Origin of the sequence: Bradyrhizobium sp. LCT2 (genome assembly GCF_009931255.1) — a bacterium.
Taxonomy (GTDB): Bacteria; Pseudomonadota; Alphaproteobacteria; order Rhizobiales; family Xanthobacteraceae; genus Bradyrhizobium; species Bradyrhizobium diazoefficiens.
Genome location: NZ_CP034432.1, coordinates 7,853,158 through 7,877,790, shown reverse-complemented (window position 1 = coordinate 7,877,790; position 24,633 = coordinate 7,853,158). Strand labels below are relative to the sequence as shown.

Genomic DNA, 24,633 nt, shown 5'->3' with positions numbered 1-24,633 from the left:
GCGACGCTTCACGAGCGCTTGAGCCCTGCGAGTTACTCCGCTACCGCGCAATAGACCTCGCGCCGCGATGCAGCACGGTCGTGACCCTGACCAGCATCTGAAAGACCTGCTATGCTGCCGAGGGTCCCGCGGACGCGGGACCCCATTCCATCATGAACGGATTTGAGGAGGACACACCATGCGAATAGCTTGTGCCTCGTACTTTCTGTTGGTTGCGCTTTCGTTGCCCACGACTGCTCGCGCTGGTGAGCAAGTGCTCGAATTCAAGCTCGTCACCAGGCCGGTGGACGTCAAGGTCACCGAGGTCGCGAATGTTGAAGGTCAGACGGTCATGTCCGGCAAGATGTTTGGCGTTGCCTTTTTCAAGGATGGCCGCATCGCCGTGAAGGACTTCGTCAACTCCAGTGATTTGCTCAAGGGCTCGGGGCCCATGTTCGGCTACAGCACCTACACCTTCGACGATGGCTCCTCGATCACGGCGCGCTACGCCGGTGCGATCAAGGACGGTAAGGCAAAGGGCGAATATACGATCCTGTCGGGCACCGGAACGTACGCAAACGCGACAGGCACTGGCGGCTTCGAAAGTGTGCAAAGTGGGTTCAAGGGCGCCTTCCTGTACGACGGACGATTCATCGTCAAGACGCCCTGAGCCGACACCAGGACCTTCGCGCTCGCGTGCCCTTGCCGACGGCGTCGCGAGCGCATTTCACAAGATCGCATGCGGAAGAAAACGCGAGCCGTTGCCGGTGATCGGACTCTCGTCTTCGCGGATCGACAGGCCGCAGGGTTCGTGGTTCACCAGCCAGCTTCCAATCACCGGATAGAAGCCCGAGAAGTTCGGCAGTGGCGAGAGCGCCTGCCGCACGAAGCCTTCTGCACCATAAGGACCTGCGTGCTCGTCGAGCGGCGTTCCGCCGGACACCAGCGTGACATTGGCGCCTTCGCGCGACAGCAGCGGCTTGCGCACATAGGAGCTGCCGAGCTCTGCTGCGCGCACATCGTCCTCGAAGAAGGCCGGCAGCAGGTTGGGATGGTTCGGAAACATCTCCCAGAGCAGCGGCAGGATGCCCTTGTTGGAGAGCACCGCCTTCCACGGCGGCTCGATCCAGCGCGTCGGCGCGCCCTCGAGCTTTGCGCCGAAGGCGTCGTGAAACATCCATTCCCAGGGATAGAGCTTGAAGGCGAGTGCGATGTCGCGATCGTCGAGATCGACGAAGCCGCCAGCCTCGTCGCGCCAGCCGATCGCTTCAATGTCGAGCAGCGTGGTCGAAAGCCCCGCCTGGCGCGCGGTGTCTTCGAGATAGGCCAGCGTGCCGGCGTCCTCCTCATTGCCGGTGGTGCCGGTGAGATGGACATGGCGGCCTGCGGCAATCTCTTTCCAGGCTTCGATCAGCCGCTCGTGGATGGAGTTGAACTGGTCGGCGCGCACCGGGATGATACGGCGTTCGATCGCTTGTTCGAGCCAAGTCCATTGGAAGACGGCGGCCTCGAAGATCGAGGTCGGCGTATCCGCGTTGTATTCGAGCAGCTTTGCCGGCCCCTTGCCGTCGAACTTCAGGTCGAGCCGGCCGTAAAGGCTGCGGTCGTCCCGCTCCCAGCTCTCGGCGATCAGGCTCCAGAATGCCTCCGGAATCTTCAAGCGCTGCAGATGGCGCTCGTCGCCGATGATGCGGCCGGCAAGCTCGAGGCACATCGCGTCGATCTCGCCGGTTGGCGTCTCGATGCCGCGCTCGATCTCGTCGAGCGTGAAGGCGTAATAGGCGCGCTCGTCCCAATAGCGTTCGCCGTCGATGGTGTGGAAGACGAAGCCGCATTGCGCTGCGGTTTGTCGCCAGTCGTCGCGCTCGAGACAGATGATGCGTCGCATGGATCAGCCACCGCCCGAGAAGCCATGGCCAAACGAGCCGAAGCCGCCGCGGCTCACGCTGCTGTGGCCCGAGTCGGATGACGTGCTCGACGAAGAATGGCTGGAGGAATCGCTGCTGAAGAAGCTCGAGCGCGACGATGAGCCCGAGCCGCCGCTGCCGCCTGAAGAGCTGCTTCTGCTGCTGCACGCGGTGCTCGTCTGCACCGCCGGATCCGTCCCGGGAGGAGAGGGCTCGCAAGTCTGCCGCGGCATCAGCGTGTAGGCGGTGGTGCCGACCGCGATCGTGCCCATCACCAGGAGCGCGACATGGCCGGAGCGCTTCACCGGCGCCCGCGGTGTCGGGGGCACCGGCCGGCGTTTCCCGAACTCCCTGCTGGAGCGTTTGTCGGCCATGTCAGTAGATCATGCAGGCGGCGTTCAACAGGCCCGCGGCGAGCGAGGACAGCCCGAGCCAGATCGCGGGGGCAAGCTCGCCGGCGGCGATCCGCGTCGACAGGTTCGGCACCGGGACCTTCACGAGAAAGAACACGATGATCTGGACGATCAGCGCGATGGCCGCCCAGATCAGGCAGTCCAGCACATTGGCCGAATGCGCGATCGCGCTGATCAGCGGGGCCACGAAGCCGAGCAGGCTGAGGCCCAGCGAGATCGCCGCGGCCGGCTCGTTGTCGCGGATGAGCTGGAACTCGTTGTACGGGGTGATGCGGGTGTAGACGAACAGATACGCCACGATCGCGATCAGCCCGGTGCAGAAATAGACCAGGAAGGCGGGCAGGCCGGCGAGTGATTGCAGGATCATCGTTCCCCCATCGTGCAGCGACCATTCGTCGGCGGGGGGAGGATAGCGGTTCAACGGCGGGACGGCGACGAAGCCGCGTTAGCGTCCCCAAAAAACAAAACCCCGCCATTTGCGGCGGGGTCCAGGCTGGGAGGAGCGAGCCCTGCGGCTCGCGACGTAAACCCAGGATCAGGCGGGAATGCGCTCTTCGTGCTCGTGCGGCTCGCGCAGCACGTAGCCGCGGCCCCACACGGTCTCGATGAAGTTGCGGCCTTCGGAGGCGTTGGCGAGCTTCTTGCGGAGCTTGCAGATGAAGACGTCGATGATCTTCAGCTCGGGCTCGTCCATGCCGCCATAGAGGTGGTTGAGGAACATTTCCTTGGTGAGGGTCGTGCCCTTGCGGAGCGAGAGGAGCTCCAGCATCTGGTATTCCTTGCCGGTCAGATGCACGCGCTGGCCGCCGACTTCGACCGTCTTGGTGTCGAGGTTGACGACGAGGTCGCCGGTCTGGATGACCGACTGGGCATGGCCCTTGGAGCGGCGCACGATCGCGTGGATGCGGGCCACCAGCTCGTCCTTGTGGAAGGGCTTGGTCATGTAGTCGTCGGCGCCGACGCCGAGACCCTTGACCTTGTCCTCGATGCCGGCGAGGCCGGAGAGGATCAGAATCGGGGTCTTGATCTTGGAGACCCGGAGTTGCTTGAGCACGTCGTAGCCGGACATGTCAGGCAGGTTGAGGTCGAGAAGGATAATGTCGTAATCGTATAATTTACCGAGATCGACGCCTTCTTCCCCCAAATCGGTCGTATAGACGTTGAAGCTCTCAGACTTCAGCATCAGCTCGATCGACTGCGCGACGGCGCTGTCATCTTCAATCAGCAAAACGCGCATGCCAGTTCCCCATAGTCGCCGCTCCTGGGCGTCAGGTCGGCCGCATTCGCGGCACTCAACAAAACGCCTTTGAACAACTGATTCGGATCCTGACAACAGATGGTTAACAAATCCTGATTCTGGAACGCAAGTCCCCCCGGTGCAATTTTTGTCGAATCGCCCTAAGGTCTTGCGCAGGAAGCAGCTTTCGTTATCCGGCTCCGTTCAAGTTCCACTTTAAGAGACGGGCCTAACCGACTCCCGCGACTCAGCCTTCTTCTGAAGGGGAGTCACGCTCAGTCACAAAGACAGTGACGCAATGATTAACGATGCGGGTAAACACGAAGTTAAGCGCCGTTCAGAAATATGGCGAAACTTAAGAGTTTCCCCGTGAAGGCCCGGGGATCACGACGACGACCACCTTATGAAGGCCCCTCCTATGAAGGCGCGCCGCTTATGAAGGCCCACCGATGAAGGCTCTGGCCGAACAGATCGGCGACATCGACGGCGTCAATATCTATGGCCGTGTGGTCGGTGTGCGCGGCCTGATGGTCGAGGTGGCCGGCCCGATCCATGCGATGTCGGTCGGCGCGCGGCTGGTGATCGAAACCGGCGCCAACCGTTCCATCCCCTGCGAGGTGATCGGCTTCTCCGGCAACAATGCTGTCGTGATGCCGTTCGCCGGTCTCGACGGCGTGCGCCGCGGCTGCAAGGCGGTCATCGCCAATGCCGCCAATCAGGTGCGGCCCTCGGCGGCCTGGCTCGGCCGTGTCGTCAATGCGCTGGGCGAGCCCATCGACGGCAAGGGGCCGTTGCCGCAGGGGTCCTCGCCGATGCCGTTCCGCAATACGCCGCCGCCGGCGCATTCGCGCAAGCGCGTAGGTAGCCCGCTCGATCTCGGCGTGCGCGCGATGAACACGTTCCTCACCTGCTGCCGCGGCCAGCGCATGGGCATCTTCGCGGGCTCCGGCGTCGGCAAATCGGTGCTGCTCTCGATGCTGGCACGCAACGTGGACGCCGCCGTCAGCGTCATCGGGCTGATCGGCGAGCGCGGCCGCGAGGTTCAGGAGTTCTTGCAGGATGATCTCGGCGAGGAGGGCCTGGCGCGCTCCGTCGTCGTGGTGGCGACCTCCGACGAGCCGGCGCTGATGCGCCGCCAGGCCGCCTATCTGACGCTCGCGGTCGCCGAATATTTTCGCGACGAGGACAAGGACGTCCTCTGCCTGATGGACTCGGTGACGCGCTTTGCCATGGCCCAGCGCGAGATCGGCCTGTCCGCGGGCGAGCCGCCGACCGCCAAGGGCTATACGCCGACCGTGTTCACCGAGTTGCCGAAGCTGTTGGAGCGTGCCGGACCGGGCCTGGGGGAGGGCGCGATCACCGCGATCTTCACGGTGCTGGTCGACGGCGACGACCACAACGAGCCGATCGCCGACGCCGTCCGCGGCATCCTCGACGGCCACATCGTGATGCAGCGCTCGATCGCCGAGCGCGGCCGCTACCCCGCCATCAACATCCTCAAATCCGTCTCCCGCACCATGCCGAAATCGGCCGATCCGGAGTTCTGGCCGACCATCCAGAAGGCGCGCCAAGTGATGGCGACCTATGCCGACATGGAGGAATTGATCCGGCTTGGCGCCTACCGGGCCGGCTCCAGCCCCGAGGTCGACGAGGCGATCCGGCTGCACGAACCCCTGGAAGCCTTCCTGCGCCAGCGCAAGGACGAAAATGCCTCATTGGCGGACGGTTACCGCCAGTTGGCGCAAATCCTCGGTAATTTGGAAACGGAACGCTAACTTTGTCAGGTCATCATCCGATCCTACAGAGTAGCAGAGCCGGTCTTGGCCCCAATTGGGCCTGTGGGGAGACCGGTGTTGTCCCACGTGCAGCCAGGGGACTTCTGGGGAGTACGAGTCGATGAAGTCACGTGATACCCTCATTCGCCTGAAGAAGTTTCAGGTCGACGAGAAGCGCCGCCGGGTCACCCAGATCGAGACCATGATCGCCGACTTCCAGCGGATGTCGGTCGATCTCGAACGCGAGATCCAGACCGAGCAGGAGCGTGCCGGGATCAACGATCCCTCGCACTTCGCCTATCCGACCTATGCCAAGGCCGCGATCCAGCGCCGCGAGAACCTGACCCGCTCGGCCGACGAGCTCAAGGGCCAGCTCGACGAAGCCAAGGCCGCACTGGCCGAGGCCTTCGAGGAGCTGAAGAAGGTCGAGCTCCTCGACGAGCGCGACCAGGCCCGCGAACGCGCCGAGGAAAACGCCCGCGAGCAGGCCGACCTCGACAGCATCGGCCTGATGCGGGCTCGCATCGGCGCTGTCGCCTGAGGCGCTAGCAGCAAGAACCGCCGAAAATTCGCGAAACCCGGACCCGCAAGGTCCGGGTTTTCGTATGCGCTGTCCACAGCGTGGCGCCACGCCCCTTGGTGGTCGGCTTGGCCGCGCGCTATGGTGGTGCAGTGCCGGGGGCCTGCGCGGAACGCGCCTGAGCCTACGCGTTGGGGGGCTGAATGCTGACGCCAGCAGAGCTGGTCGGGCTGATTGAGGCGGTGGCGAAGGGCGATCAGGCCGCGTTCGAGCGCCTTTACGTCGCCACGCGCGCGAAACTCTATGGCGTCGTGCTCCGTATCTTGCGTCGGCAGGATCTCGCAGAGGAGGTCATTCAGGAGACCTACGTCAAGATCTGGAACAGCGCCGGCCAGTTCAATCCGGCTCTGTCCTCGCCGATCACGTGGATGGCGTCGATCGCGCGCAACCGTGCGATCGATATCGTGCGCAAGAAGTCGGAAGTCTCCATCGAGGAAGAGCCTCAGGCGATGGAGGTTGCGGCCGACAGTCCCGATCCGCTGGCGCGCCGGGAGATGACCGAGGAGCTGAAGCGGCTCCTGGAATGTATCGGCCGGCTGGAGCCGGACCGTCAGAGGCTCGTGCTTCTCGCCTATTACAACGGCTGGAGCCGCGAGCAATTGGCGGAGAAATTCGCCGCGCCCGTCAACACGGTGAAGACGTGGCTGCGGCGCAGCATGCTGGATATCCGCGAGTGCCTCGGTTTATGAGGGTTTATGCTGTGAGGGTGGTTCTGGACTGCAAGTGATGGCCTACACGGAGGACCATATCGCGCTCGCCGCGGAGTATGCGCTCGGTACGCTCGACGCCGATGAGCGCGCGCAGGTCGAGACCATGATGGCGGTGGACAAGGCGTTCGCCGATGTCGTGCAGGCCTGGGCCTACCGGCTCGGCGTCCTCAACCAGATGGTCGGCACGATCGAGCCGCGCCCGATCGTGTGGGAGAACATCAGGTCCGAGCTCGCGCGGACCGGCTTCGCACAGGAGCCCCTGGCGCTGTCTGAAGCCTCGCCGCCGCCACCTGTACCGGCGTCTTCTTCGTTCGAAGCCGTCACGCCGGAAACGTCATCGGACCGCACGGAGCAACCGGAGCCGCTGCCTCCCGAAGCAGCGCAGACCGAAGCAGCTCAGCCCGAAGCCGCGCAATCCGAAGCCGCGCGACCGCCGTCCGATGCGCTTTCCGACGTCGCGCCGATCTTCATGCCGCAGGTCCATGCGCCCGATCCGGACGTCGCGCGCGCGCCGCCGGCGCCCGTCGTGGACAACACCAACGTGATCCGGCTCGAGGGCCGCGTGAAGCGCTGGCGCACGATCGCATCCGCCGTCGGCGCGCTCGCGGCAGCGCTGCTGGTGACGCTGTCGCTTCAGATCTTCCAGCCCGACGCGCTGCCGGGGGCCTTGCGTCCTGTACCGCGCATCCAGACGGTCGAGGTGAAGACACCGGCGCCGCTCGCGGCGTCCGCGCAATATGTCGCGCTGTTGCAGGGCCAGGCCGGCGGCCCGGCCTTCATCCTCACCATCGACGGCGCGACACGGAATTTCACCGTGCGCAAGGTCGGCGCGACGCCGGAGCCCGGCAAGAGCTTCGAGCTCTGGCTGATCTCCGACAAGCTGCCGCGCCCGCGCTCGCTCGGCGTGATCGGCGGCGGCGAATTCACCGCGCGTCCGCTGCTCGCCTCCTACGATGCCGACGTCGTCAACGGCGCGACCTACGCCGTCACCGTCGAGCAGGCCGGCGGCTCGCCCAACGGCCAGCCGACCTCGGCGCCGGTATTTACCGGCAGGCTGATCGAGACCGTGCCGCCGTCTCAGCCGCAGGCGCCGGCGAAGAAGTAGATTTTCCATCGTCGTCCTGGCGGAAGCCAGGACCCATTACCCCAAGAGCTTGTTGCAAGAGTGAGCTGTGGCCGCACGGGCGAGCAACCGCACAATCCTGTGGTAATGGGTCCTGGATCGGCGCTCGCTCCGCTCGCTGGTCCAGGACGACGCTTAGAGGCATTGGGCGCGTCACCATCGTCGCGGCAGCGCCTGATCGACGCATGTCGCCCCGGTCCACCCCGCTGTCGCATTCCGACAAGCCCGGCCAAATCCAGCCCCGCTTTGAACCTCTCCGCAATTCGCGGCGTCAAATCCCCGGAATTCAGGCGGCGCATGCCGATCATGGTGCCGGAGAGGGGCGAGAAATCAAATGGATGCAGCGAAAACGCCGGGCATCTTTGTTCACCAATATGCGGGCCTGCCGATTGGTCCGGCCTTCGAACAATGGCGCGATCGGGCCTTCGGGGCCTGCGGCCTCGACATCGGGCCGAGCCATGGCGACAGCATCGATTGCCGGCTCCAGATCAGCGTGGTCGACAATATCGCGCTGGCCATTCCCGAAGGCGCCTCCGCGCAATATACGCGCACTCAGAGCCACCTTGCCGACGGCAGCGACGATCTCGTCCTGATCGCGGCCCATGCGGGCCTCGTCCGCGTCGGGCAGAACGGCCACACCGTGGAGCTTGCGCCCGCGCAGATGGTGCTCGTCGACATGGGCATCACCGGCACCGTCGGCCATACCGACGAGGATCGCTTCACCACCATCCGCATGCCGCGTCGCGCGCTGCTCGACATCAATCCGCGCGCCGAGGAGAAGCTGTCGCAAGTGCTTGCCGACGGTGCGGTCGCCGAAACCATCTTCCGCTACCACGCGCTCGCCGCCAATCACGGCCCGCATCTAGACGCCGTCGGCCAGCGCCTGACCGCGCAGCACATGGTCGATCTCGTCGGCCTCCTGCTCGGGACCGATGCCGAGCACGCAAGCCTTATGCGCGGCCGTGGGCAGGCGGCGGCCCGTCTCGATCTCATGCGCGCCGACGTGATGGCCGCGCTTGGCCGCAACGATCTCTGCCTGGCGGAAGTTGCGACGCGCTCGGGCCTGAGCCCGCGCCAGGCGCAGCGCCTGTTCGAGCAGGCCGGCACGACCTTCACCGAATTCGTGCTGGAGCAGCGCCTGTTGCTGGCGCGCAAGCTGCTCGGCGATCCCCGCGCGAGAACGCGCAAGATCAGCGACATCGCGCACTCCTCGGGCTTCTCCGACCTGTCCTATTTCAACCGCGCCTTCCGCAAGCGCTTTGGCGCGACGCCGTCGGAACTGCGCGAGGCGTGAGCCGAGATCTTGTGCAGCGGCGCGCGCCGCAGCAGTTGGTCGGCAGGGGCTATTGAGCTATATCTGCCTGCGCGGGGCAGACCGCTCGATTCTTCGGGATAACGCAGTAGGCGGACATGACGCGTATTGTCGTGCTCGGCGCCGGGTTTGCAGGCCTGTGGGCGGCCATCGGAGCTGCGCGCAAGCGCGACGAGATCGGCGCTGCCGGCCGCGACATCGAGATCCGTGTCGTCGACCGCAATCCCTATCACAACATCCGGGTGCGCAATTACGAGGTGGACCTCAGCGAGGTCGCGCTTCCGCTTGGGCAATTGCTCGATCCGATCGGCGTCACTCACGGCCTCGGCGAGGTCGAAGCCATCGATCCGGCACGGCGCGAGATCTCGCTGGTCACGAGCGACGGCGAGGAGACCTTGGGCTACGACCGGCTTGTGCTCGCGCTCGGCAGCGAGGTGACGCGTCCCGACATTCCGGGCCTTGCCGACCACGCCTTCGACGTCGACACCTACATTGCGGCCCTGCGCCTCGAGGATCATCTCGTCTCGCTCGGGCGCAGCGTGCCGTCGCCGGGGCGTTCGACGGTCGTGGTGGTCGGCGCCGGCTTTACCGGCATCGAGGTCGCGGCCGAGATGCCGGACCGGCTGGCGCGTGCCGGGATCACCGGCAGCCGCCGCATCATCCTGGTCGATCCGAATCCGACGGTCGGCGCTACCATCGGCGCGCACGCGCGTCCCGTCATCGAGACGGCGTTGTCGGCGCTCGACATCGAGACACGCTTTGGCGCGCGTGTCGCATCGGTCGAGGCGGCCGGCGTTCACTTGAGCTCGGGCGAGTTCATCCCGGCCCAGACGGTGATCTGGTGCGCCGGGCTACGTGCGAGCCGGCTGGCCGCGAGCCTTCCAGGCGCGCGCGATCGCCTCGGGCGCCTTCTGGTCGATCCGTTCATGCGGGTTGCCGATCTGCCTGGCGTGTTCGCGGCCGGCGACGTCGCCTCCAGCGTGGTCGACGGACTGCATCCGACCGTGATGTCCTGCCAGTTCGCCCGCCCCATGGGCCGCTTCGCCGGCCACAATGTCGTGGCCGATCTCCTGGGCCTGCCGATGCTGCCGCTGCGGATCGACTGGTACGTCACCGTGCTCGATCTTGGCAGCTGGGGCGCGCTCTATACGGAGGGGTGGGATCGCGAGGTCCGCACCACCGGCGCGGCCGCGAAGGCGACGAAGCAGACCATCAACCGCAAGCGCATCTATCCGCCGCTCAACGGGAGCAAGGACGAGCTGTTCGCTGCCGCAGCTCCAACCGTGCAGACGCCGCCGCCGACCTATGGGGCGCGGTAGTGTCCCACATATCCGGTGTCATCGTCCGCGAAGGCGGACGATCCAGTATTCCAGAGACTGCAGGGGGATACGGAGAAGCCGCGGCGTACTGGATTCCCCGCCTTCGCGGGGAATGACAGCGGTGGTCTTGGCGGCATCCCGCGTGACATCCGCAGTGAAAAACATCACCCCAGACGTGAGAAAGCGCCCGTGGGGGGCGGGCGCTTTCTGTAGTCGACTTGGGGTTGGGGTCGTCTACATATCCACGTGGCGACTTTGGGGGGCTGGTAAAGAGCCGCGTGAATTCAAAAAACTCGTCAGATCTCCTTAGCGAACGAGGGATGCGTTCGAACTGGTGATAACAACCGGCTTGCCGGCCTTGATGACGCGGGCCGTCTGGGTCAGACCTTCGTCCGAACCCGTGCGTGCCGTGATGCCGAAGCCTGCCACCGCGATCCCTGCGACGAGGGCTACGACCACGATCTTCAGGTGGGTCGAGCGATCTGCGCTGTAAATCGAGTGGTTCATGGAAGGCTCCTGCCGCCATCTACCCGAAGTAGTCGCTACCCTGTTCGGGCAGGTTCATGCTTCCGGTGCCCAACAACCTAGTATTGGGGGGATTCGTTCCCAAGGGGCGATCACAAGAGCGTGACAGGACGTGAAAGATCGCGATCAAAAACGATCCTTCATCGTGTAATTTCGTAATTATTTCAATGTCGTAATGTGCTTGTCAGGCGCCTTTTCCGCATCTGGTCGACAAGGCGCCAGGAACTCAAAAACCATTTGCCTGTGGCCGAAAAACACACGGCTTCTTAAGGCAAATCAGATGCTTCCGACCGTTTTCAACCTCGCCCTGGGGTGGATTTCAGCCTGCGACAGCACGGTCGTCTGAGCGCGGAACCGCTCGACGAGAGAGCGGACGAAGGGACGAATTGCCGCAGAGGTGACCAGCACCGGCGCCTCGCCTTCGCGCGCGGCGCGCTCGAAGGCCTCGCGTACGGCGGTCATGAACTCCGACAGTTTCGAGGGCTGCATCGCGAGGCTGCGCTCTTCGCCCTGGCCGATGATGGATTCGGCGAAGGCCTGCTCCCAGCGCGCCGACAGCGCGATCAGCGGCAGATAGCCGTTGTAGGAGGTGTTCTGCGCGCAGATCTGCCGCGCCAGGCGGGCACGGACGTGCTCGACCATGGTGGCGGGATTGCGCGAGAAGGCGAGCGAGTCGGCGATGCCCTCGAGGATGGTGGAGAGATCGCGGATCGAGATGCGCTCGGCGAGCAGCAGTTGCAGCACCCGCTGGATTCCGGAGACCGTGACCTGTCCGGGGACGATGTCCTTGACCAGCTCGCTCTGCTCCTTCGGCAGCTCCTTGAGCAGCTTCTGCACCTCGCCATAGGAGAGCAGGTCCGACATGTTGGCCTTGAGCAGCTCGGTGAGGTGGGTCGAGAGCACGGTCGCGGCGTCGACCACGGTGTAGCCCTTGAGCGAAGCCTCTTCCTTGAGGCTGGCATCGACCCAGGTCGCGGGCAGGCCGAAGGTCGGCTCGGTGGTGTGGATGCCGGGCACCTGAACCTGGCTGCCGCCGGGGTCCATGACCATGAACTGGTTCGGCCAGATCTTGCCGGTGCCGGCGTCGACCTCCTTGATCTTGATGATGTAGGTGTTGGCTTCGAGCTGGACGTTGTCGAGGATACGCACCGCCGGCATCACAAAGCCCATCTCGATCGCGAGCGAGCGGCGCAGCGCCTTGATCTGCTCGGTGAGGCGGTCGGTGCCGTCGGGGCCGTTGACCAGCGGCAGCAGCGCATAGCCGAGCTCGATCTTGAGGTCGTCGATCTTGAGCGCCGCCGAGATCGGCTCTTCGGTCGCAGCGGTGCCCGGCGCACCGGGTTGACCTGCCGCGGGCGCGGCCTTGGCAATCTCGTCAGCCTTGGCGGTTGCGCGGTTGCGGTTGCGCGCGGTCCAGGCCAGCGCACCGGCGCCGGCGCCGAGCGCGAGGAAGGGAATGGTCGGAATGCCCGGCAGCGCCGCCAGCACCAGCATGACGGCCGAGGACATCGCGAGCGCCTGCGGATAGCCGGAGAACTGCTTCATCAGGGCCTTGTCGGCGGCGCCGGAGACGCCGGCCTTGGAGACCAGCAGGCCGGCCGCGGTCGAGACGATCAGCGCCGGCACCTGGGTGACGAGGCCGTCACCGACGGTCAGCAGCGTGTAGCTGCGCCCGGCGTCGGCGAAGGACAGGCCCTGCTGCGCCACGCCGATGATCATGCCGCCGACGACGTTGATGAAGACGATCAGAAGGCCGGCGATGGCGTCGCCGCGGACGAATTTCGAGGCACCGTCCATGGCGCCGAAGAAGCCGCTCTCGTCCTCCAGCGCCTTGCGGCGCTCCTTGGCGACCTTCTCGTCGATCAGGCCGGCGGAGAGATCGGCGTCGATCGCCATCTGCTTGCCGGGCATGGCGTCGAGGTGGAAGCGCGCGGCGACTTCGGCGATGCGGCCCGAACCCTTGGTGATGACGACGAAGTTGACGATGATCAGGATGGCGAAGACGATGATGCCGATGACGAAATTGCCGCCCATCACGAAGCTGCCGAAGGCTTCGATGACGTGACCGGCGGCATCCGTGCCCTCGTGCCCGTGCGACAGGATCAGGCGGGTCGAGGCCATGTTGAGCGACAGCCGCAGCATGGTCGAAATCAGCAGGATGGTCGGGAAGGCGGAGAATTCCAGCGGCGCCTGGATGAACAGCGACGTCATCAGGATCAGGATCGAGAGCGTGATCGAGATCGCCAGGAACAGGTCCAGCACGATCGCGGGCAGCGGCAGGATCAGGACCACCAGGATGGTGAGGATGCCGAGCGCCAGCGCGATGTCGCCGCGCTTGAGGATGTTGACGATCTCGGTGAGGGTGGGGACGCCGGCGTTTGTGCTCCCTACGCCCTGTCCCGCGGTGACGTCGACCATGGTAGCTGCCTCCCCGCGCGACTGCCGGCCGCGCGCCCCAAACGTCTGCGCGGCGGCCGAAGGGCCGCCGTTCCGAAAGTGAGGCACCGCACTGGCGTCCACGGGGGACCTCCCGTTTTACGCGGCTGACGACACTCGACTTCACCCGGCAATTCTTGCCGGGTGTATGGTTAGCAAAGGGTTAACGAGAGGTGCGGCGGGAGGTCAGACCGGGGTGTTTCGACCTTCCGGGTCGTCATTCCGGGGCGGTGCGAAGCACCGAACCCGGAATCTCGAGATTCCGGGTCTGGTCCTGCGGACCATCCCGGAATGACGGGGTAGGTGGCAAAGCTACTTCGCCTTCTCCATCTTCGTCACCGTGTAGCCCGAAGCCGCCTCCTCGGCTTCGAAGGTGACCTTGTCGCCGACCTTCACCTGCTTGAGCAAAGCGGGGTCCTTGACGCGGTAGACCATGGTCATGGGTTCATCCATGCCGAGGCTCTTGGCCGGCCCGTGCTTGAGCGTGATCTTGCCGGCGCTCTCGTCGATCTTCTTGACCTCGCCGCTGATCGAGGCGCCTGGCGCCGCGGCGGCACCGAAGGTCAGGCCGAGCGTCAGCGCGAGCGCGGCGGCGATGCGGGTGATCGATTTCATGGCTCTCTCCATTGCTTCACTTGACGGTGACGTGGCCGACCATGCCGTAGTCGCGATGGTCCGGGATCAGGCAGGAAAATTCGAACGTGCCGGCCTTGCTGAACTTCCAGAGGATCTCGGCCGTCTTGCTCGGGGCGAGCCGGACCCCGTTCGGGTCGTCGTGCTCCATGTGCGGATGTTTCTTCATCACCTCGGCGTGCTCGAGGTTCTCCTTGGTGGTGGCGAGCAGGAATTCGTGGTCTTCCTTGCCGCTATTGCGCAGCACGAAGCGGATCTGTTCGCCGCGTTCGACCGTGATGTTCGACGGCTCGTAGGACATCTCGCTCATCGCGATCTCGACGGTACGTGCCGGCTTCTTGGGATCGCCGGGCTCGCCGGCCGAAAAGGTCTCATGACCGTGCTGGTCATGAGCAATGGCCGGCGCGATCGAAAGCGCAGCCAGCGCGAGGGCGAGTTTGATCGTCTTCATCTTGTTCTCCAGTTGGTGGTTCATCGAAACGCTCACATCTTCATGTTCTTCATCGGCGGAGTGCCGCCTTGCTGCCGCGCCGGTTCCGCGGCCGGCGGCGTCACTTCGTAGGCGACGGTGCCTTGCGGGAATTTGTACGGGCCGGGATCGCCGTAATCGTCGCGCGCGAGGTCCTCGCGGATCTTCATCACCGTGAACATGCCGCCCATCTCGATCGGGCCGAACTGGCCGGTGCCGGTCATCATCGGCAGCGTGTTGTCGGGTGCGGGCATCTCCATGTTGCCCATCGCCATGCCGGTCGAGCCCATCGCCATGCTGTCTGGTGCGAGCTTGCCGACGGCCTTGGCGAGATCCTTGCGCGACACGCCAATGAGGGTGCGCACCTCGTGTCCCATTGCGTTCATGGTGTGATGCGACTTGTGGCAGTGGAACGCCCAGTCGCCGGGATTGTCGGCGAGCACGTCGAACACCCGCACAGCGCCGACGGGGACGTCGGTGGTCGTCTCGGGAATCTGCGCGCTCTCCGGAATCCAGCCGCCGTCGGTGCAGGTCACCGCGAAGCTGTGGCCGTGCAGATGGATCGGATGGTTGGTCATGCTGAGATTGCCGATGCGCACGCGCACCTTGTCGCCGAGCCGCACCGGCAGCGGATCGATCCCCGGAAACACCCGCGAATTCCAGGTCCACATGTTGAAGTCGGTCATCTCGTTGACCCGCGGCAGGTAGCTGCCGGGATCGACGCGATAGGTGCTCATCACGAAGACATAGTCGCGGTCGACGGGCCGGAAATTCGGGTCGCGCGGATGCACGACGACCATGCCCATCATGCCCATGGCCATCTGCACCATCTCGTCGGAATGCGGGTGGTACATGAAGGTCCCGCTCTTCTTCATCTCGAACTCGTAGACGAAGGTCTTGCCCGGCTCGATGTGCGGCTGATTCAGCCCGCCGACGCCGTCCATGCCGCTCGGCACGATCATGCCGTGCCAGTGCACCGTGGTGTATTCGGGCAATTTGTTGGTGACGAAGATGCGGACCTTGTCGCCCTCGACGGCCTCGATGGTCGGGCCCGGCGACTGGCCGTTATAGCCCCACAGGTTCACCTTCATGCCTTCGGCGAACTCGCGCACCACGGGTTCGGCGACGAGGTGGAATTCCTTCCAGTCACCGTTCATGCGGAACGGCAGCGACCAGCCGTTCAGCGTGACCACGGGGCGATAGTCCGGGCCGCTGATCGGATGCAGCGGCGGCTGCATCACCACCTTGTCCATGTGAGGTGCTTCCGGAATCGACGCAGCCTGGACGCGGCCGCTGATGGCCGACGCGCTGGCAAGCGCGGCAGTGCCCAAGAATCCTCGGCGGGAATACATGCTGGCCTCCATCTCAGTGGTCGCCGTCGGCAGACGCTGCCGCGGCGATGGTGGTTGACGTGTCGCCGCCGGAAGCAGGCGCGCCGCCGCCGTTGACGGCGGTCTGCAAGTCGGACTGGGCGAGGAAGAATCTTTGCCTGGCATCGATGGCGCCGCGCAGCGACGCCAGGCGCTGCCGCGCCTCGGTCAGCAGCGCAAAGATGTCGACCTGCATGCTGGAGAAGCGGAGCTGCATCTCCTCGGTGATGATTTTGCGCAGGGGGATGATCTCGCGCTGGTAATGACTGGCGATATCGTAGGTGGACCGGTAGGTCCGGTAGGCATCGCGCGCCTCCGAGCGAACGTTCACGGCACGCTCGGTCAGGCGATTGAAGGCGAGATTGTAAGTCTCCGCCGCTTGTCGCACGCGCACCTCACCGCCGTCGAAGATCGGGATCTGGAACTGCACGTCGAAGCCGCGTTCGCGGAACGGCGCCCCTTCCGGATCCTGGGTGCGGCGGGAGATGCCGGCGAGATCGAGCAGCGTCACGAAGCGCGTCGCCTCGGTGAGATTGAGCGATTTGGCCAGCGCCGTCAGCTCGAGCCGCGCGACCTGCAAGTCGATGCGATGGGCGACCGCGTCGGCCTCGATCGAAGGCAGCGCTTGTGGCCGGCGCGGCAATGGCGGCAACTGGTTGGGCAGACGGAAATCGAGGCCGTCGTCCCATAGTCCCATCAGGCGCGCGAGCCTTTCGCGCGTGCTCGTCGCGGCCTGCCGTGCGGTCGCGAGGTCGGCGGTGGTCTCGGCGTAGAACACCTGTTCGCGGGCCTGGTCGAGCTTGTTGATCGAGCCGGTTTCGCCGAGCTTTACGGCGAGTTGGGCCGTCGATTCCGCCGTCGCTTTCGCGTCCGTCAGCAGCACCGCCAGCTCGTTGCAGGTGACCGCGCGGACATAGGCGCGGCGCACGTCGGCCGCGAGCCGTAACGTCGCCAGTGCCGCGCGCAATTGGGCCTGGCGGAAGCGGTCGCGGGCGATGTCGGAGCGGAACGGCAGGGTCGCCAGCGCGAGGATGTCACCGACCACCTGGCGCTCGATCTCGTTCGCGCCATTGCCCGATATCCGCGAGATCGAGAACACGGGATTGGGCGGCAGGCTCTGCTCGACCTGCTCGGCTTCGGCCAGCGCCAGCTCGTTGTAAGCGGCTTGCAGCCCCTTGTTGTTGAGCAGCGCGATCTGCACGGCGGTCTCGGCGGTCAGCGTGCGCGCCAGCAACCGGTGGACGGTCGCGTTGACAGCCTCGGCGCCTTCTGCCGATCGGACGAAGGCGACGTCCTTGTTGATGGTCTGGCTGGCGAGGTCCGAGACCGTCGTCATGCCGCCGTCCGGCGAGAACGCCATGCAGCCGGAGAGTCCGAACGCTGTGAGCATGAGCAGGCCCCGCGCAGAATGCTGTGTCATGGCGGGTTCCTAGCGGTCTTGCTTCGGCTGCGGTGTCACGGCGTCGTTGCGGTCGCGCCATGGCGCCGGGGTCGCAGGCCGCAGGCTGGTATAGGGCGCGACGGTCGACCGATAACTGGCGCGGGCGACCTTTGCCGAGGGATCGGCAGGATCGGCGTCGGCCACTTGCGTGGTGGCCGGCATGCAGCCGGACAGCGCGAACGCAATCACGGCCAGCAGGGGCCAGCCAATTAGAAAGAGTCGTCCACGCACCGCGGATGCGGCGCCGGACTTCGCCCCGGAAAGGGTAAGCATGATTCATCCCTGAACTGTCGTGAGACCACAGGCCCGCGCGCGCAGACGCGCGCTGGCCCTGACGTCATCGTGTCAGATCAGGCGATGGGGGGACGGTAGAGCAGGGGCGGCGCCTCGCTACGCAGGCTGGCCACGATCTCGGGCGCGCAGGCGGAGATGGGCTGAAGCGGCTTGGCGACGACGGGCAGATCGGCCGGCAGCGCACTCACGCACATCATCGCGCAGCACGGGCCGACTGTTCCCTTGCCGTCATGATGATGCGGTGCAGGCGCGTCCTGCGCCGCGGTCTGGGGATGCGCATGCGGTCCGGCGTGGTCATGCGAGGCGCCGTCATGCATGTGGCCGGCTGGCGTCTGATGATGCACCGGCACGGGGTCGGCGAGGAGCGCGTCGTCGAGGCACGGCGCCGGACCATTGCCCCAGGCAAGGCTTGCGGCCGGCGCGAGCACGCAGAACAGATAGGCGAGGGCGATGATCCGCCCCACCCTGATCCGCATCGATCGTGTCAATCGCAACAGCATTCCGCCGATAGGCTCCTCGCGCGGCAGTCTTGCACACGCAGATTGCAAACTAATGGCAAAACGCGCATCCGCCAAGCATCTTCTTACCGCAGTGCACCGCGCATGCCCAATATCACGCCACGAAGCTTGACCGTGTTCCGATCCGCGGGCCATGGTTCGGCCCGTGCACGCCCCAAATCATCCCGGACAAACATCAGACTCATTAGACTCATTCAGCCCTGATTCCCGTCAGGCCTGGGTGCGGCTTGTCATTGCGCTTCTGATCGGATCGATCGGAGGCGTCGGCATGTGGGCGATCGTGGTCATGATTCCCGCGGTCCAGGCCGAATTCGCCGCCACGCGCGGCGCGGTGTCGCTGGCCTTCACCCTCATGATGTTCGGCTTCGGGCTTGGCGGCGTGATCGCCGGCAAGATCACCGACCGATTCGGCATCGTGCCGGCGATGGCGATCAGCATCGCCTTCCTCGGCGTCGCCAATGTGCTCGCGGGCCTGTCTGGTCAACTCTGGCAGTTCGTGGCGGCGTATTTCCTGATCGGGCTCGGCACCTCGGCGACCTTCGCGCCGCTGATGGCGGAGGCTTCGCACTGGTTCGAGCGCTATCGCGGGCTGGCCGTGACCATCGTCGCGAGCGGCAATTACGTCGCCGGCACAATGTGGCCGCCGCTGGTGAATTGGGGCCTGCAGACGATCGGCTGGCGCATGACCCATATCGGCATCGGTCTCGTCTGCGTGGGCTTGATGACGATCCTGGTGCTGGTCCTACGCGCGCAGATGGGCGGCAACAAGGTTCGCGATCATGCCAATGCACCGCCGCCGCGGGTCGATCTCAAGCTCTCGACCAATACGCTGACGGTGCTGCTCTCGATCGCCAGCATCTCCTGCTGCGTCGCCATGGCGATGCCGCAGGTGCATATCGTCGCCTATTGCGGCGATCTCGGTTATGGCGTGGCGAGGGGCGCCGAGATGCTGTCCTTGATGATGGCCTGCGGCATCGTCAGCCGGATCGGCTCGGGCTTCCTCGCCGACAAGATCGGCGGCGTCCGCACGCTGCTGATCGGGTCGCTGGCGCAGGGATTTGCGCTGGTGTTCTACCTGTTCTTCGACAGCCTCGCCTCACTCTACCTGATCTCCGCGATGTTCGGACTGTTCCAGGGCGGCATCGTGCCGAGCTACGCCATCATCGTGCGCGAGGCGATGCCGGCTGGCGAGGCGGCGACCCGTGTCGGCATCGTGATCTTCGCCTCGGTGTTCGGCATGTCGTTCGGCGGCTGGGTGTCGGGCGTCATTTTCGATGCCACCGGCTCGTATGCCGCGGCGTTCGCAAACGGCGTGGCCTGGAACGCGCTGAATATAGCCATCGTCCTGACCTTGCTGATCCGCTCGCGGACGAATTCGGTCAAGGCAAGACCGGGTTTCGCGACCTAAACCGCCTGTCCCGCCTTCAGCAGCGAGCAGCCGGTGATCTTGTAACTGCCATCGGCCTGCTGCTCGAGCGTGTAGAGCGCCTCCCAGGCCTCGCCATTGGCGTCGACGATGTGGACGCGCTGGGCGATCCAGTTGCCTTCGGTCTTGCTGTCGCCGAACTCGAAACTCTTGTGGCGGTAGACCGGCGCGTAGCCGTTTTGCACCATGGACATGAAGATGTCGGGCGCCGGAAAGATCTCCTTGATTGCCGGTGCGGCATAGGAATAGGCGGCCGTGGCATCGTCGCGGACGAACGCCTGCTCCTGGGCGCGGATGATGCCTTGTGCCGCGGCGATGTCGTCGGCCAGTGCGCAGAACGGGCTGAGAGCAACAGCGAGAAGGAGAAGCAAGGCTGCGACGCGCACGACAGGCTCCGCGTTGATATCCCGGCGGCCTTGATCCTAGCACGATTTTGCAGAACGCGGGACGCGCTATCGCTTCCGCTTCGGCGCCGGCGTCGCGGGCTTGGCGGCGGAGCGCGCCTTGGCCTTCGCGCCGGGCCGCACGCGCAGCCCGTCGACGAACACGTCGAGCATGCGCAGCACCGAGGATTGCCGGCCGGGCTGGTCGTGCATGTAGCACATGCCGATCAGAGCCCTGAGCAGGTCTTCCGGGCTGACATCGGCACGCATCTCGCCGGCCGCGACGGCGCGGTCGAGCAGCGAGCCGATCGCCTTGGTCAGCCGGTCCATCGAGAAGGCCGCAAGTTCCGACGAACTCTGGAACGTCAGCGCCAGCGCTGCCGACATGCCTTTTTTCGTGGCCACGAATTCGACCCCGGAACGTAGCCAGCGGCGCAGTGCGTCGACCGAGTCCTTCGCATTCTTCAACTGCTCGGCAAGCTCGCTGAGCTGTTCGACTTCGCGCCGGTATACCGCCTCGAACAGATCCTCGCGCGTCGGGAAATGCCGGTAGAGCGTGCCGATGCCGACGCCGGCGCGTTTCGCCACGGCCTCCAGGCTCGCCTCCGGACCGCCCGCGTTGAACACGGCCTTGGCCGCTTCGAGCACGCGCTCGCGATTGCGCACGGCATCGGCGCGGGGCTTTCGGGTCTGGTCGGTGTGATCGTCCATGCCGGCAATGTAGATCACGAATTGGTTAGATTGAACCCTTGCCTAGCTGCATCGCGTTGTCTGCGCATGGGCTTTTGACGAATTCCAAATATTTTTCGGCGGCCCTTGTTAAGCGGAGGGTGCCTCCGTATCTTCGTTGGGATGTTGCCCGGCTTCGCCCGGTCAACGCTGGAATCGACGGCGGCCACGGCGGTGGCGCGCCGCGCGATCACTCATGTCCATATCTGATCGGAGCCTTGTATGAACCACTCCATCAGCCTCACCGTGAACGGTGCGCGGCGCGACTTCGTCCTCGACGATCCGCGCGTCACGCTGCTCGATCTCCTGCGTGAGCGCCTCCATCTGACCGGAACCAAGAAGGGATGCGACCGCGGCCAGTGCGGCGCCTGCACCATTCTCGTCGACGGCAAGCGTATCAATTCCTGCCTCGCGCTCGCCGTCAGCCATGACGGCGCCGACATCCTCACCATCGAGGGCGTTGCGCGCGGCGACCAGCTTCACCCCGTGCAGGCCGCCTTCATTGTCCATGACGGATTTCAGTGCGGTTTCTGCACCCCCGGCCAGATCATGAGCGCGATCGGCATGATGCGCGAGGCCCAGGCCGGCGACGATCCCGAACGCATCCGCGAATGCATGAGCGGCAATCTCTGCCGCTGCGGCGCCTATGCCGGCATCGTCGATGCCGTGCGCGAGGCGCAAGAACGCATGGACGAATCCAATCAGAGGCGCTCCGCATGAAGCCGTTCGATTATGTCAGGCCGGCCACTGTTACCGAAGCCGTTGCGGCGGCCGCCCAGCCGGGCGCTGTCTATCTCGCCGCCGGCACCAATCTGCTCGATCTGATGAAGGGCGGCGTCAGCCGTCCGGATCGCCTGGTCGATGTCACGCATCTCGAAGGGCTCGACGCAATCGAGCATCTCGCCGACGGGTCGCTGCGTATCGGCGCGCTGGTGAGCAACGCCGATCTCGCGCACGATGCCGGCTTCGCGAAGTCCTATCCGGCCGTCGCCGAAGCGCTGCTCTCCGGGGCATCGGCGCAATTGCGCAACGCTGCGACCGTCGGCGGCAATCTGCTGCAACGGACGCGCTGCGCATATTTCTATGACACCGCCAGCCGCTGCAACAAGCGCGAGGCGGGCAGTGGCTGCGACGCCCGCGACGGCGAGAACCGCACCCATGCCGTGCTCGGCTGGAGCGAGAGCTGCATCGCCACGCATCCCTCGGACTTCTGCGTGCCCCTGGTCGCACTTGACGCCATCGTCGAGATCGAGGGCAAGAGCGGGCGTCGCGAGATCGCACTGGACGAACTGCATCGCCTGCCCGGCGATACGCCTCAGCGCGAGGCCGCGCTCGAACTCGGCGACCTGATTGTCGCGGTGCGCCTGCCGGCTGCGGCGCGCAGCTTTGCGGCGCATGCGCGCTACCTCAAGGTTCGTGAGCGCACATCTTACGCCTTTGCCGTCGTCTCGGCCGCCGCTGCGTTGCAGATCGAGAACGGCAAGATCAGGGAGGCGCGGCTCGCGCTCGGCGGCGTTGCCGCAAAGCCCTGGCGTGCCCGCGCGTCGGAAGACGTGCTCAAGGGTGTCGCGCCCACGGCCGACGCCTTCCAGGAAGCCGCCTGGCGTGCGCTCACCGACGCAAAGCCGTCCGGCGACAATGCCTTCAAGATCGAGCTCGCCCGCCGCATCGTCGTGCGCGCGTTGACTCTCGCCGCCGCCGGTGCGCCGGCGCGCCTGCCGGCGCTGCCGGCCTCTCCCTTTGCCTCGACCTCCGGAGCCATCCATGCCTGAGCTCAATCTCACCAGCGCTCCCGCCCATCTGCGCCACGGCTCGAGCATCGGCCAGCCTCTGACCCGGCGCGACGGCCTCCTCAAGGTCAAGGGTCAGGCGACTTATGCGGCCGACAATCATCCGCCCGGGATGCTGTTTGCGGTGATGGCGGTCTCGAGCATTGCGCGCGGCCGCGTGGTCTCGCTCGATGTCTCTGCTGCCAAGCGCCATCCCGGCGTCGTCGACGTCATGACACCAGACAACAAGCCGCCACTCGCGATCGACCCCGAGATCAAGACCAACCCGTTCGTGTTCCGGATGGAGGTGCTGCAGAGCGACGAGGTCCGCTACGCCAACCAGCCGATCGCCGTCGTGATCGCCGAGACGCTGGAAGCGGCAACGGAAGGCGCGGTGCTGCTGGCGCCGCGCTATGAGGCGCTGCCTGCGCTCGTCGGCCTCGATGCCGGCGAGAGCTACGTGCCGCCGGTCGTCGGCGTCGGCAATCCCACGGAAAGCCACCGCGGCGATGTCGAGGCGGGCCTTGCCTCGGCCGAGAAGCAGATCGATGCGGTCTACGAGACGCCGCCGCAATATCACAATGCCATGGAGCCGCATGCGATCGTGGCCAGCTGGGACGGGGACAATCTGTCGCTCGACATGCCGACCCAGGGCCTGATGCTCTCGCTCGGGCGCATCGCCGAGCTGTTCGGCATTGCGCCTGACAAGATCCACATCCGCAGTCCGTTCCTCGGTGGCGGTTTCGGCTCCAAGGGGCTGATGTCCGGCCCGCCGACCCTCGGCATCATGGCTGCCAAGCTCGTCGGCCGGCCGGTGAAGCTCGTGCTGCGCCGTGAGCAGATGTACGGCCCGGTCGGCCATCGCGCACCGACCCGCCAGCGGCTGCGCATCGGCGCCGACGGCGAGGGGCGCCTGACTGCGCTCGATCACCATGCGCGGACCGTGTCGAGCACGTTCGACGATTTCTACGAGCCCGCCGCCGATGCCTCGCACACGCTCTATGCGGCGCCTGCGATCCGCACCTCGCACGATGCCGTGCGCGTCAACACCGGTACGCCGCTGTTCATGCGCGCGCCGGGCGAGGCGACCGGTTCGATTGCGCTCGAGAGTGCGATCGACGAGATGGCCTGGGCCTGCGGCATCGATCCGCTCGCCTTCCGTCTGAAGAACTACGCCGAGGTCGAGCCGATCACGGGAAAGCCGTTCTCATCCAAGGCGCTGCGTGCCTGCTACGCGCAGGGCGCCGCGCGCTTCGGCTGGGCCAAGCGCTCGCTCCAGCCGCGGCAGATGCGCGACGATGCCGGTCTTCTGGTCGGCTGGGGCATGGGCACCGCGACCTTCCCGGCGCTGATGTTCCAGGCGGAAGCGCGTGCCGCGATCCGCCGCGACGGCACCGGCGCGATGGAGATCGGCGCGCATGACATGGGGCAGGGCGCCTGGACGGCACTCGCCCAGATCGCAGCCGACGGTCTCGGCCTCGATATCGATCGCGTCACGTTCAAGGCCGGAACGTCCGACCTACCCGACGCCGGCATCGCCGGCGGCTCGGCGCACACGGCGACCGCGGGCGCTGCGATCCACAGCGCCGGCGCGGCCGTGATTGCAAAGCTCGCCGCTCTCGCCACCGGGGACGAGCGCTCGCCGCTGTTCGGCGCCGGTAATGCCGGCGTGGTCGCGCGCGACGGAAAGCTGTTCCGGCGTGACGACGGGAGTCGCGGCGAGAGCTATGCCGAGATCCTCGCGCGTGCCGGTGTCGCGGAGGTCGAGGCGCGTGGCACCGGCGCGCCAAATCCTGCGGCAATGGAGGAGTATGCCATGCACGCCCATGGCGCGGTGTTCGCGGAAGTGAAGGTCGATCCCGAACTCGGCCAGGTCCGCGTCACGCGCATGGTCGGCGCCTTCGCCGCGGGGCGCATCGTCAATCCGCATCTGGTGAAGAGCCAGCTGTTCGGCGGCATGATCTGGGGCATGTCCTTCGCGCTGCACGAGGAGGCCATCACCGACCGCCGCAGCGGCCGGATCATGAATGCCAATCTCGGGGAGTACCACATCCCCGTGAATGCCGACGTGCCGCCGCTCGACGTGATCACGGTCGAGGAGCACGACCCGCATGTGAATGCGCTCGGGATCAAGGGCGTCGGCGAGATCGGCATCACCGGCAGCGCGGGCGCGGTCGCCAACGCCGTCTGGCACGCGACCGGGGTGCGCGTGCGCCGCTTCCCGATCCGGATCGAGGAATTGCTGACGCAGTCTTGAGCGCTGCGGCGATGTCAACGAGAGCCGG

General features: G+C 65.7%; 25 protein-coding genes. 11 read left to right on the top strand and 14 right to left on the bottom strand.

Annotated features, from left to right (window positions below; all coding sequences use genetic code 11):
- Nucleotides 1-253 precede the first annotated feature (253 nt).
- Entirely contained in the window at nt 254-649 is a 396-nt protein-coding gene (locus EI171_RS37215; protein ID WP_236842187.1) for a hypothetical protein, read from the top strand.
- A 57-nt stretch (nt 650-706) separates the two neighbouring features.
- Here the strand turns inward: EI171_RS37215 and EI171_RS37210 are convergent, their stop codons facing one another.
- The 4 genes from EI171_RS37210 to ctrA form a co-directional block, all read right to left on the bottom strand.
- Entirely contained in the window at nt 707-1,867 is a 1,161-nt protein-coding gene (locus EI171_RS37210) for a glutathionylspermidine synthase family protein (RefSeq protein ID WP_161536235.1), read from the bottom strand.
- 3 nt (nt 1,868-1,870) lie between these two features.
- On the bottom strand, nt 1,871-2,260 hold the full coding sequence (locus EI171_RS45960; RefSeq protein ID WP_246740342.1) for a hypothetical protein: 390 nt from the start codon (nt 2,258-2,260) through the stop codon (nt 1,871-1,873).
- Between the two features lies 1 nt (nt 2,261).
- Nucleotides 2,262-2,666 (bottom strand): DUF350 domain-containing protein, encoded by a 405-nt coding sequence (locus EI171_RS37200; RefSeq protein WP_161536234.1) that lies wholly within the window; start codon nt 2,664-2,666, stop codon nt 2,262-2,264.
- Between the two features lie 168 nt (nt 2,667-2,834).
- On the bottom strand, nt 2,835-3,536 hold the full coding sequence (ctrA, locus tag EI171_RS37195) for a response regulator transcription factor CtrA (RefSeq protein WP_008138878.1): 702 nt from the start codon (nt 3,534-3,536) through the stop codon (nt 2,835-2,837).
- Between the two features lie 449 nt (nt 3,537-3,985).
- On the opposite strand from ctrA, the gene fliI reads away from it, so the two are divergent.
- The 6 genes from fliI to EI171_RS37165 all read left to right on the top strand — a co-directional run bounded on the left by fliI (nt 3,986) and on the right by EI171_RS37165 (nt 10,355).
- On the top strand, nt 3,986-5,311 hold the full coding sequence (gene fliI / locus EI171_RS37190; RefSeq protein WP_060910703.1) for a flagellar protein export ATPase FliI: 1,326 nt from the start codon (nt 3,986-3,988) through the stop codon (nt 5,309-5,311).
- 121 nt (nt 5,312-5,432) lie between these two features.
- Nucleotides 5,433-5,852 (top strand): flagellar export protein FliJ, encoded by a 420-nt coding sequence (gene fliJ, locus EI171_RS37185; RefSeq protein ID WP_011084990.1) that lies wholly within the window; start codon nt 5,433-5,435, stop codon nt 5,850-5,852.
- A gap of 182 nt (nt 5,853-6,034) precedes the next feature.
- Complete coding sequence (locus EI171_RS37180) at nt 6,035-6,580, top strand: sigma-70 family RNA polymerase sigma factor (protein ID WP_011084991.1); 546 nt, start codon at nt 6,035-6,037, stop codon at nt 6,578-6,580.
- 37 nt (nt 6,581-6,617) lie between these two features.
- A complete protein-coding gene (locus EI171_RS37175; protein WP_161536233.1) occupies nt 6,618-7,706 on the top strand; it encodes an anti-sigma factor domain-containing protein in 1,089 nt (362 codons plus the stop codon).
- Nucleotides 7,707-8,058: 352 nt separating this feature from the next.
- Nucleotides 8,059-9,018, top strand: a complete 960-nt coding sequence (locus EI171_RS37170; RefSeq protein WP_028175163.1) for an AraC family transcriptional regulator — start codon at nt 8,059-8,061, stop codon at nt 9,016-9,018.
- Nucleotides 9,019-9,134: 116 nt separating this feature from the next.
- Nucleotides 9,135-10,355, top strand: a complete 1,221-nt coding sequence (locus EI171_RS37165; RefSeq protein WP_161536232.1) for an NAD(P)/FAD-dependent oxidoreductase — start codon at nt 9,135-9,137, stop codon at nt 10,353-10,355.
- Between the two features lie 306 nt (nt 10,356-10,661).
- Here the strand turns inward: EI171_RS37165 and EI171_RS37160 are convergent, their stop codons facing one another.
- From EI171_RS37160 to EI171_RS37125, 8 genes are all read right to left on the bottom strand, one after another.
- The gene (locus EI171_RS37160) at nt 10,662-10,862 is read right to left on the bottom strand and encodes a hypothetical protein (protein WP_011084994.1); all 201 of its coding nucleotides are present in this window, start codon (nt 10,860-10,862) and stop codon (nt 10,662-10,664) included.
- A 294-nt stretch (nt 10,863-11,156) separates the two neighbouring features.
- Nucleotides 11,157-13,298 carry a flagellar biosynthesis protein FlhA gene (gene flhA, locus EI171_RS37155; protein ID WP_161536231.1) on the bottom strand — a complete coding sequence of 714 codons (2,142 nt, stop codon included), beginning with the start codon at nt 13,296-13,298 and terminating at the stop codon, nt 11,157-11,159.
- A 330-nt stretch (nt 13,299-13,628) separates the two neighbouring features.
- A complete protein-coding gene (locus EI171_RS37150) occupies nt 13,629-13,931 on the bottom strand; it encodes a copper-binding protein (RefSeq protein WP_028175166.1) in 303 nt (100 codons plus the stop codon).
- Between the two features lie 16 nt (nt 13,932-13,947).
- Nucleotides 13,948-14,400, bottom strand: coding sequence for a cupredoxin domain-containing protein (locus EI171_RS37145; protein ID WP_028175167.1), 453 nt, complete (start codon nt 14,398-14,400; stop codon nt 13,948-13,950).
- 32 nt (nt 14,401-14,432) lie between these two features.
- Nucleotides 14,433-15,770: a copper oxidase gene (locus tag EI171_RS37140; protein ID WP_161536230.1), complete on the bottom strand. Its 1,338-nt coding sequence runs from the start codon at nt 15,768-15,770 to the stop codon at nt 14,433-14,435.
- Between the two features lie 13 nt (nt 15,771-15,783).
- Nucleotides 15,784-17,208: a TolC family protein gene (locus EI171_RS37135; RefSeq protein WP_161536229.1), complete on the bottom strand. Its 1,425-nt coding sequence runs from the start codon at nt 17,206-17,208 to the stop codon at nt 15,784-15,786.
- 9 nt (nt 17,209-17,217) lie between these two features.
- On the bottom strand, nt 17,218-17,502 hold the full coding sequence (locus EI171_RS37130) for a hypothetical protein (protein ID WP_028175170.1): 285 nt from the start codon (nt 17,500-17,502) through the stop codon (nt 17,218-17,220).
- 77 nt (nt 17,503-17,579) lie between these two features.
- Nucleotides 17,580-18,023 (bottom strand): hypothetical protein, encoded by a 444-nt coding sequence (locus EI171_RS37125; RefSeq protein ID WP_161536228.1) that lies wholly within the window; start codon nt 18,021-18,023, stop codon nt 17,580-17,582.
- A gap of 151 nt (nt 18,024-18,174) precedes the next feature.
- Here EI171_RS37125 and EI171_RS37120 point away from each other — a divergent pair, with 151 nt between their 5' ends.
- On the top strand, nt 18,175-19,449 hold the full coding sequence (locus EI171_RS37120; RefSeq protein WP_161536227.1) for an MFS transporter: 1,275 nt from the start codon (nt 18,175-18,177) through the stop codon (nt 19,447-19,449).
- Here EI171_RS37120 and EI171_RS37115 read toward each other — a convergent pair.
- Both EI171_RS37115 and EI171_RS37110 read right to left on the bottom strand, forming a co-directional pair.
- On the bottom strand, nt 19,446-19,853 hold the full coding sequence (locus EI171_RS37115; protein ID WP_011085003.1) for a DUF4864 domain-containing protein: 408 nt from the start codon (nt 19,851-19,853) through the stop codon (nt 19,446-19,448). The genes EI171_RS37120 and EI171_RS37115 overlap by 4 nt on opposite strands.
- Before the next feature lie 66 nt (nt 19,854-19,919).
- The gene (locus EI171_RS37110) at nt 19,920-20,561 is read right to left on the bottom strand and encodes a TetR/AcrR family transcriptional regulator (protein WP_202633219.1); all 642 of its coding nucleotides are present in this window, start codon (nt 20,559-20,561) and stop codon (nt 19,920-19,922) included.
- Between the two features lie 240 nt (nt 20,562-20,801).
- On the opposite strand from EI171_RS37110, the gene EI171_RS37105 reads away from it, so the two are divergent.
- The 3 genes from EI171_RS37105 to EI171_RS37095 are packed head-to-tail and all read left to right on the top strand — an operon-like array spanning nt 20,802 to nt 24,605.
- Nucleotides 20,802-21,299, top strand: coding sequence for a (2Fe-2S)-binding protein (locus EI171_RS37105; protein ID WP_161536225.1), 498 nt, complete (start codon nt 20,802-20,804; stop codon nt 21,297-21,299).
- Nucleotides 21,296-22,351 (top strand): xanthine dehydrogenase family protein subunit M, encoded by a 1,056-nt coding sequence (locus EI171_RS37100; RefSeq protein ID WP_161536224.1) that lies wholly within the window; start codon nt 21,296-21,298, stop codon nt 22,349-22,351. The genes EI171_RS37105 and EI171_RS37100 overlap by 4 nt, the downstream gene beginning before the upstream one ends.
- The gene (locus EI171_RS37095; protein ID WP_161536223.1) at nt 22,344-24,605 is read left to right on the top strand and encodes a xanthine dehydrogenase family protein molybdopterin-binding subunit; all 2,262 of its coding nucleotides are present in this window, start codon (nt 22,344-22,346) and stop codon (nt 24,603-24,605) included. The genes EI171_RS37100 and EI171_RS37095 overlap by 8 nt, the downstream gene beginning before the upstream one ends.
- The last annotated feature ends 28 nt before the right edge of the window (nt 24,606-24,633 follow it).

Coding starts and splice junctions, on each gene's coding strand:
- EI171_RS37100 (WP_161536224.1), top strand. CDS start 21,296: ATGAAGCCGTTCGATTATGTCAGGCCGGCCACTGTTACCGAAGCCGTT.
- EI171_RS37120 (WP_161536227.1), top strand. CDS start 18,175: ATGGTTCGGCCCGTGCACGCCCCAAATCATCCCGGACAAACATCAGAC.
- fliJ (WP_011084990.1), top strand. CDS start 5,433: ATGAAGTCACGTGATACCCTCATTCGCCTGAAGAAGTTTCAGGTCGAC.
- EI171_RS37165 (WP_161536232.1), top strand. CDS start 9,135: ATGACGCGTATTGTCGTGCTCGGCGCCGGGTTTGCAGGCCTGTGGGCG.
- EI171_RS37180 (WP_011084991.1), top strand. CDS start 6,035: ATGCTGACGCCAGCAGAGCTGGTCGGGCTGATTGAGGCGGTGGCGAAG.
- EI171_RS37175 (WP_161536233.1), top strand. CDS start 6,618: ATGGCCTACACGGAGGACCATATCGCGCTCGCCGCGGAGTATGCGCTC.
- EI171_RS37125 (WP_161536228.1), bottom strand. CDS start 18,023: ATGCTGTTGCGATTGACACGATCGATGCGGATCAGGGTGGGGCGGATC.
- flhA (WP_161536231.1), bottom strand. CDS start 13,298: ATGGTCGACGTCACCGCGGGACAGGGCGTAGGGAGCACAAACGCCGGC.
- EI171_RS37200 (WP_161536234.1), bottom strand. CDS start 2,666: ATGATCCTGCAATCACTCGCCGGCCTGCCCGCCTTCCTGGTCTATTTC.
- EI171_RS37130 (WP_028175170.1), bottom strand. CDS start 17,502: ATGCTTACCCTTTCCGGGGCGAAGTCCGGCGCCGCATCCGCGGTGCGT.
- EI171_RS37135 (WP_161536229.1), bottom strand. CDS start 17,208: ATGACACAGCATTCTGCGCGGGGCCTGCTCATGCTCACAGCGTTCGGA.
- EI171_RS37145 (WP_028175167.1), bottom strand. CDS start 14,400: ATGAAGACGATCAAACTCGCCCTCGCGCTGGCTGCGCTTTCGATCGCG.
- EI171_RS37110 (WP_202633219.1), bottom strand. CDS start 20,561: ATGGACGATCACACCGACCAGACCCGAAAGCCCCGCGCCGATGCCGTG.
- EI171_RS37105 (WP_161536225.1), top strand. CDS start 20,802: ATGAACCACTCCATCAGCCTCACCGTGAACGGTGCGCGGCGCGACTTC.
- ctrA (WP_008138878.1), bottom strand. CDS start 3,536: ATGCGCGTTTTGCTGATTGAAGATGACAGCGCCGTCGCGCAGTCGATC.
- EI171_RS45960 (WP_246740342.1), bottom strand. CDS start 2,260: ATGGCCGACAAACGCTCCAGCAGGGAGTTCGGGAAACGCCGGCCGGTG.
- EI171_RS37140 (WP_161536230.1), bottom strand. CDS start 15,770: ATGTATTCCCGCCGAGGATTCTTGGGCACTGCCGCGCTTGCCAGCGCG.
- EI171_RS37210 (WP_161536235.1), bottom strand. CDS start 1,867: ATGCGACGCATCATCTGTCTCGAGCGCGACGACTGGCGACAAACCGCA.
- EI171_RS37170 (WP_028175163.1), top strand. CDS start 8,059: ATGGATGCAGCGAAAACGCCGGGCATCTTTGTTCACCAATATGCGGGC.
- fliI (WP_060910703.1), top strand. CDS start 3,986: ATGAAGGCTCTGGCCGAACAGATCGGCGACATCGACGGCGTCAATATC.
- EI171_RS37095 (WP_161536223.1), top strand. CDS start 22,344: ATGCCTGAGCTCAATCTCACCAGCGCTCCCGCCCATCTGCGCCACGGC.
- EI171_RS37150 (WP_028175166.1), bottom strand. CDS start 13,931: ATGAAATCGATCACCCGCATCGCCGCCGCGCTCGCGCTGACGCTCGGC.
- EI171_RS37160 (WP_011084994.1), bottom strand. CDS start 10,862: ATGAACCACTCGATTTACAGCGCAGATCGCTCGACCCACCTGAAGATC.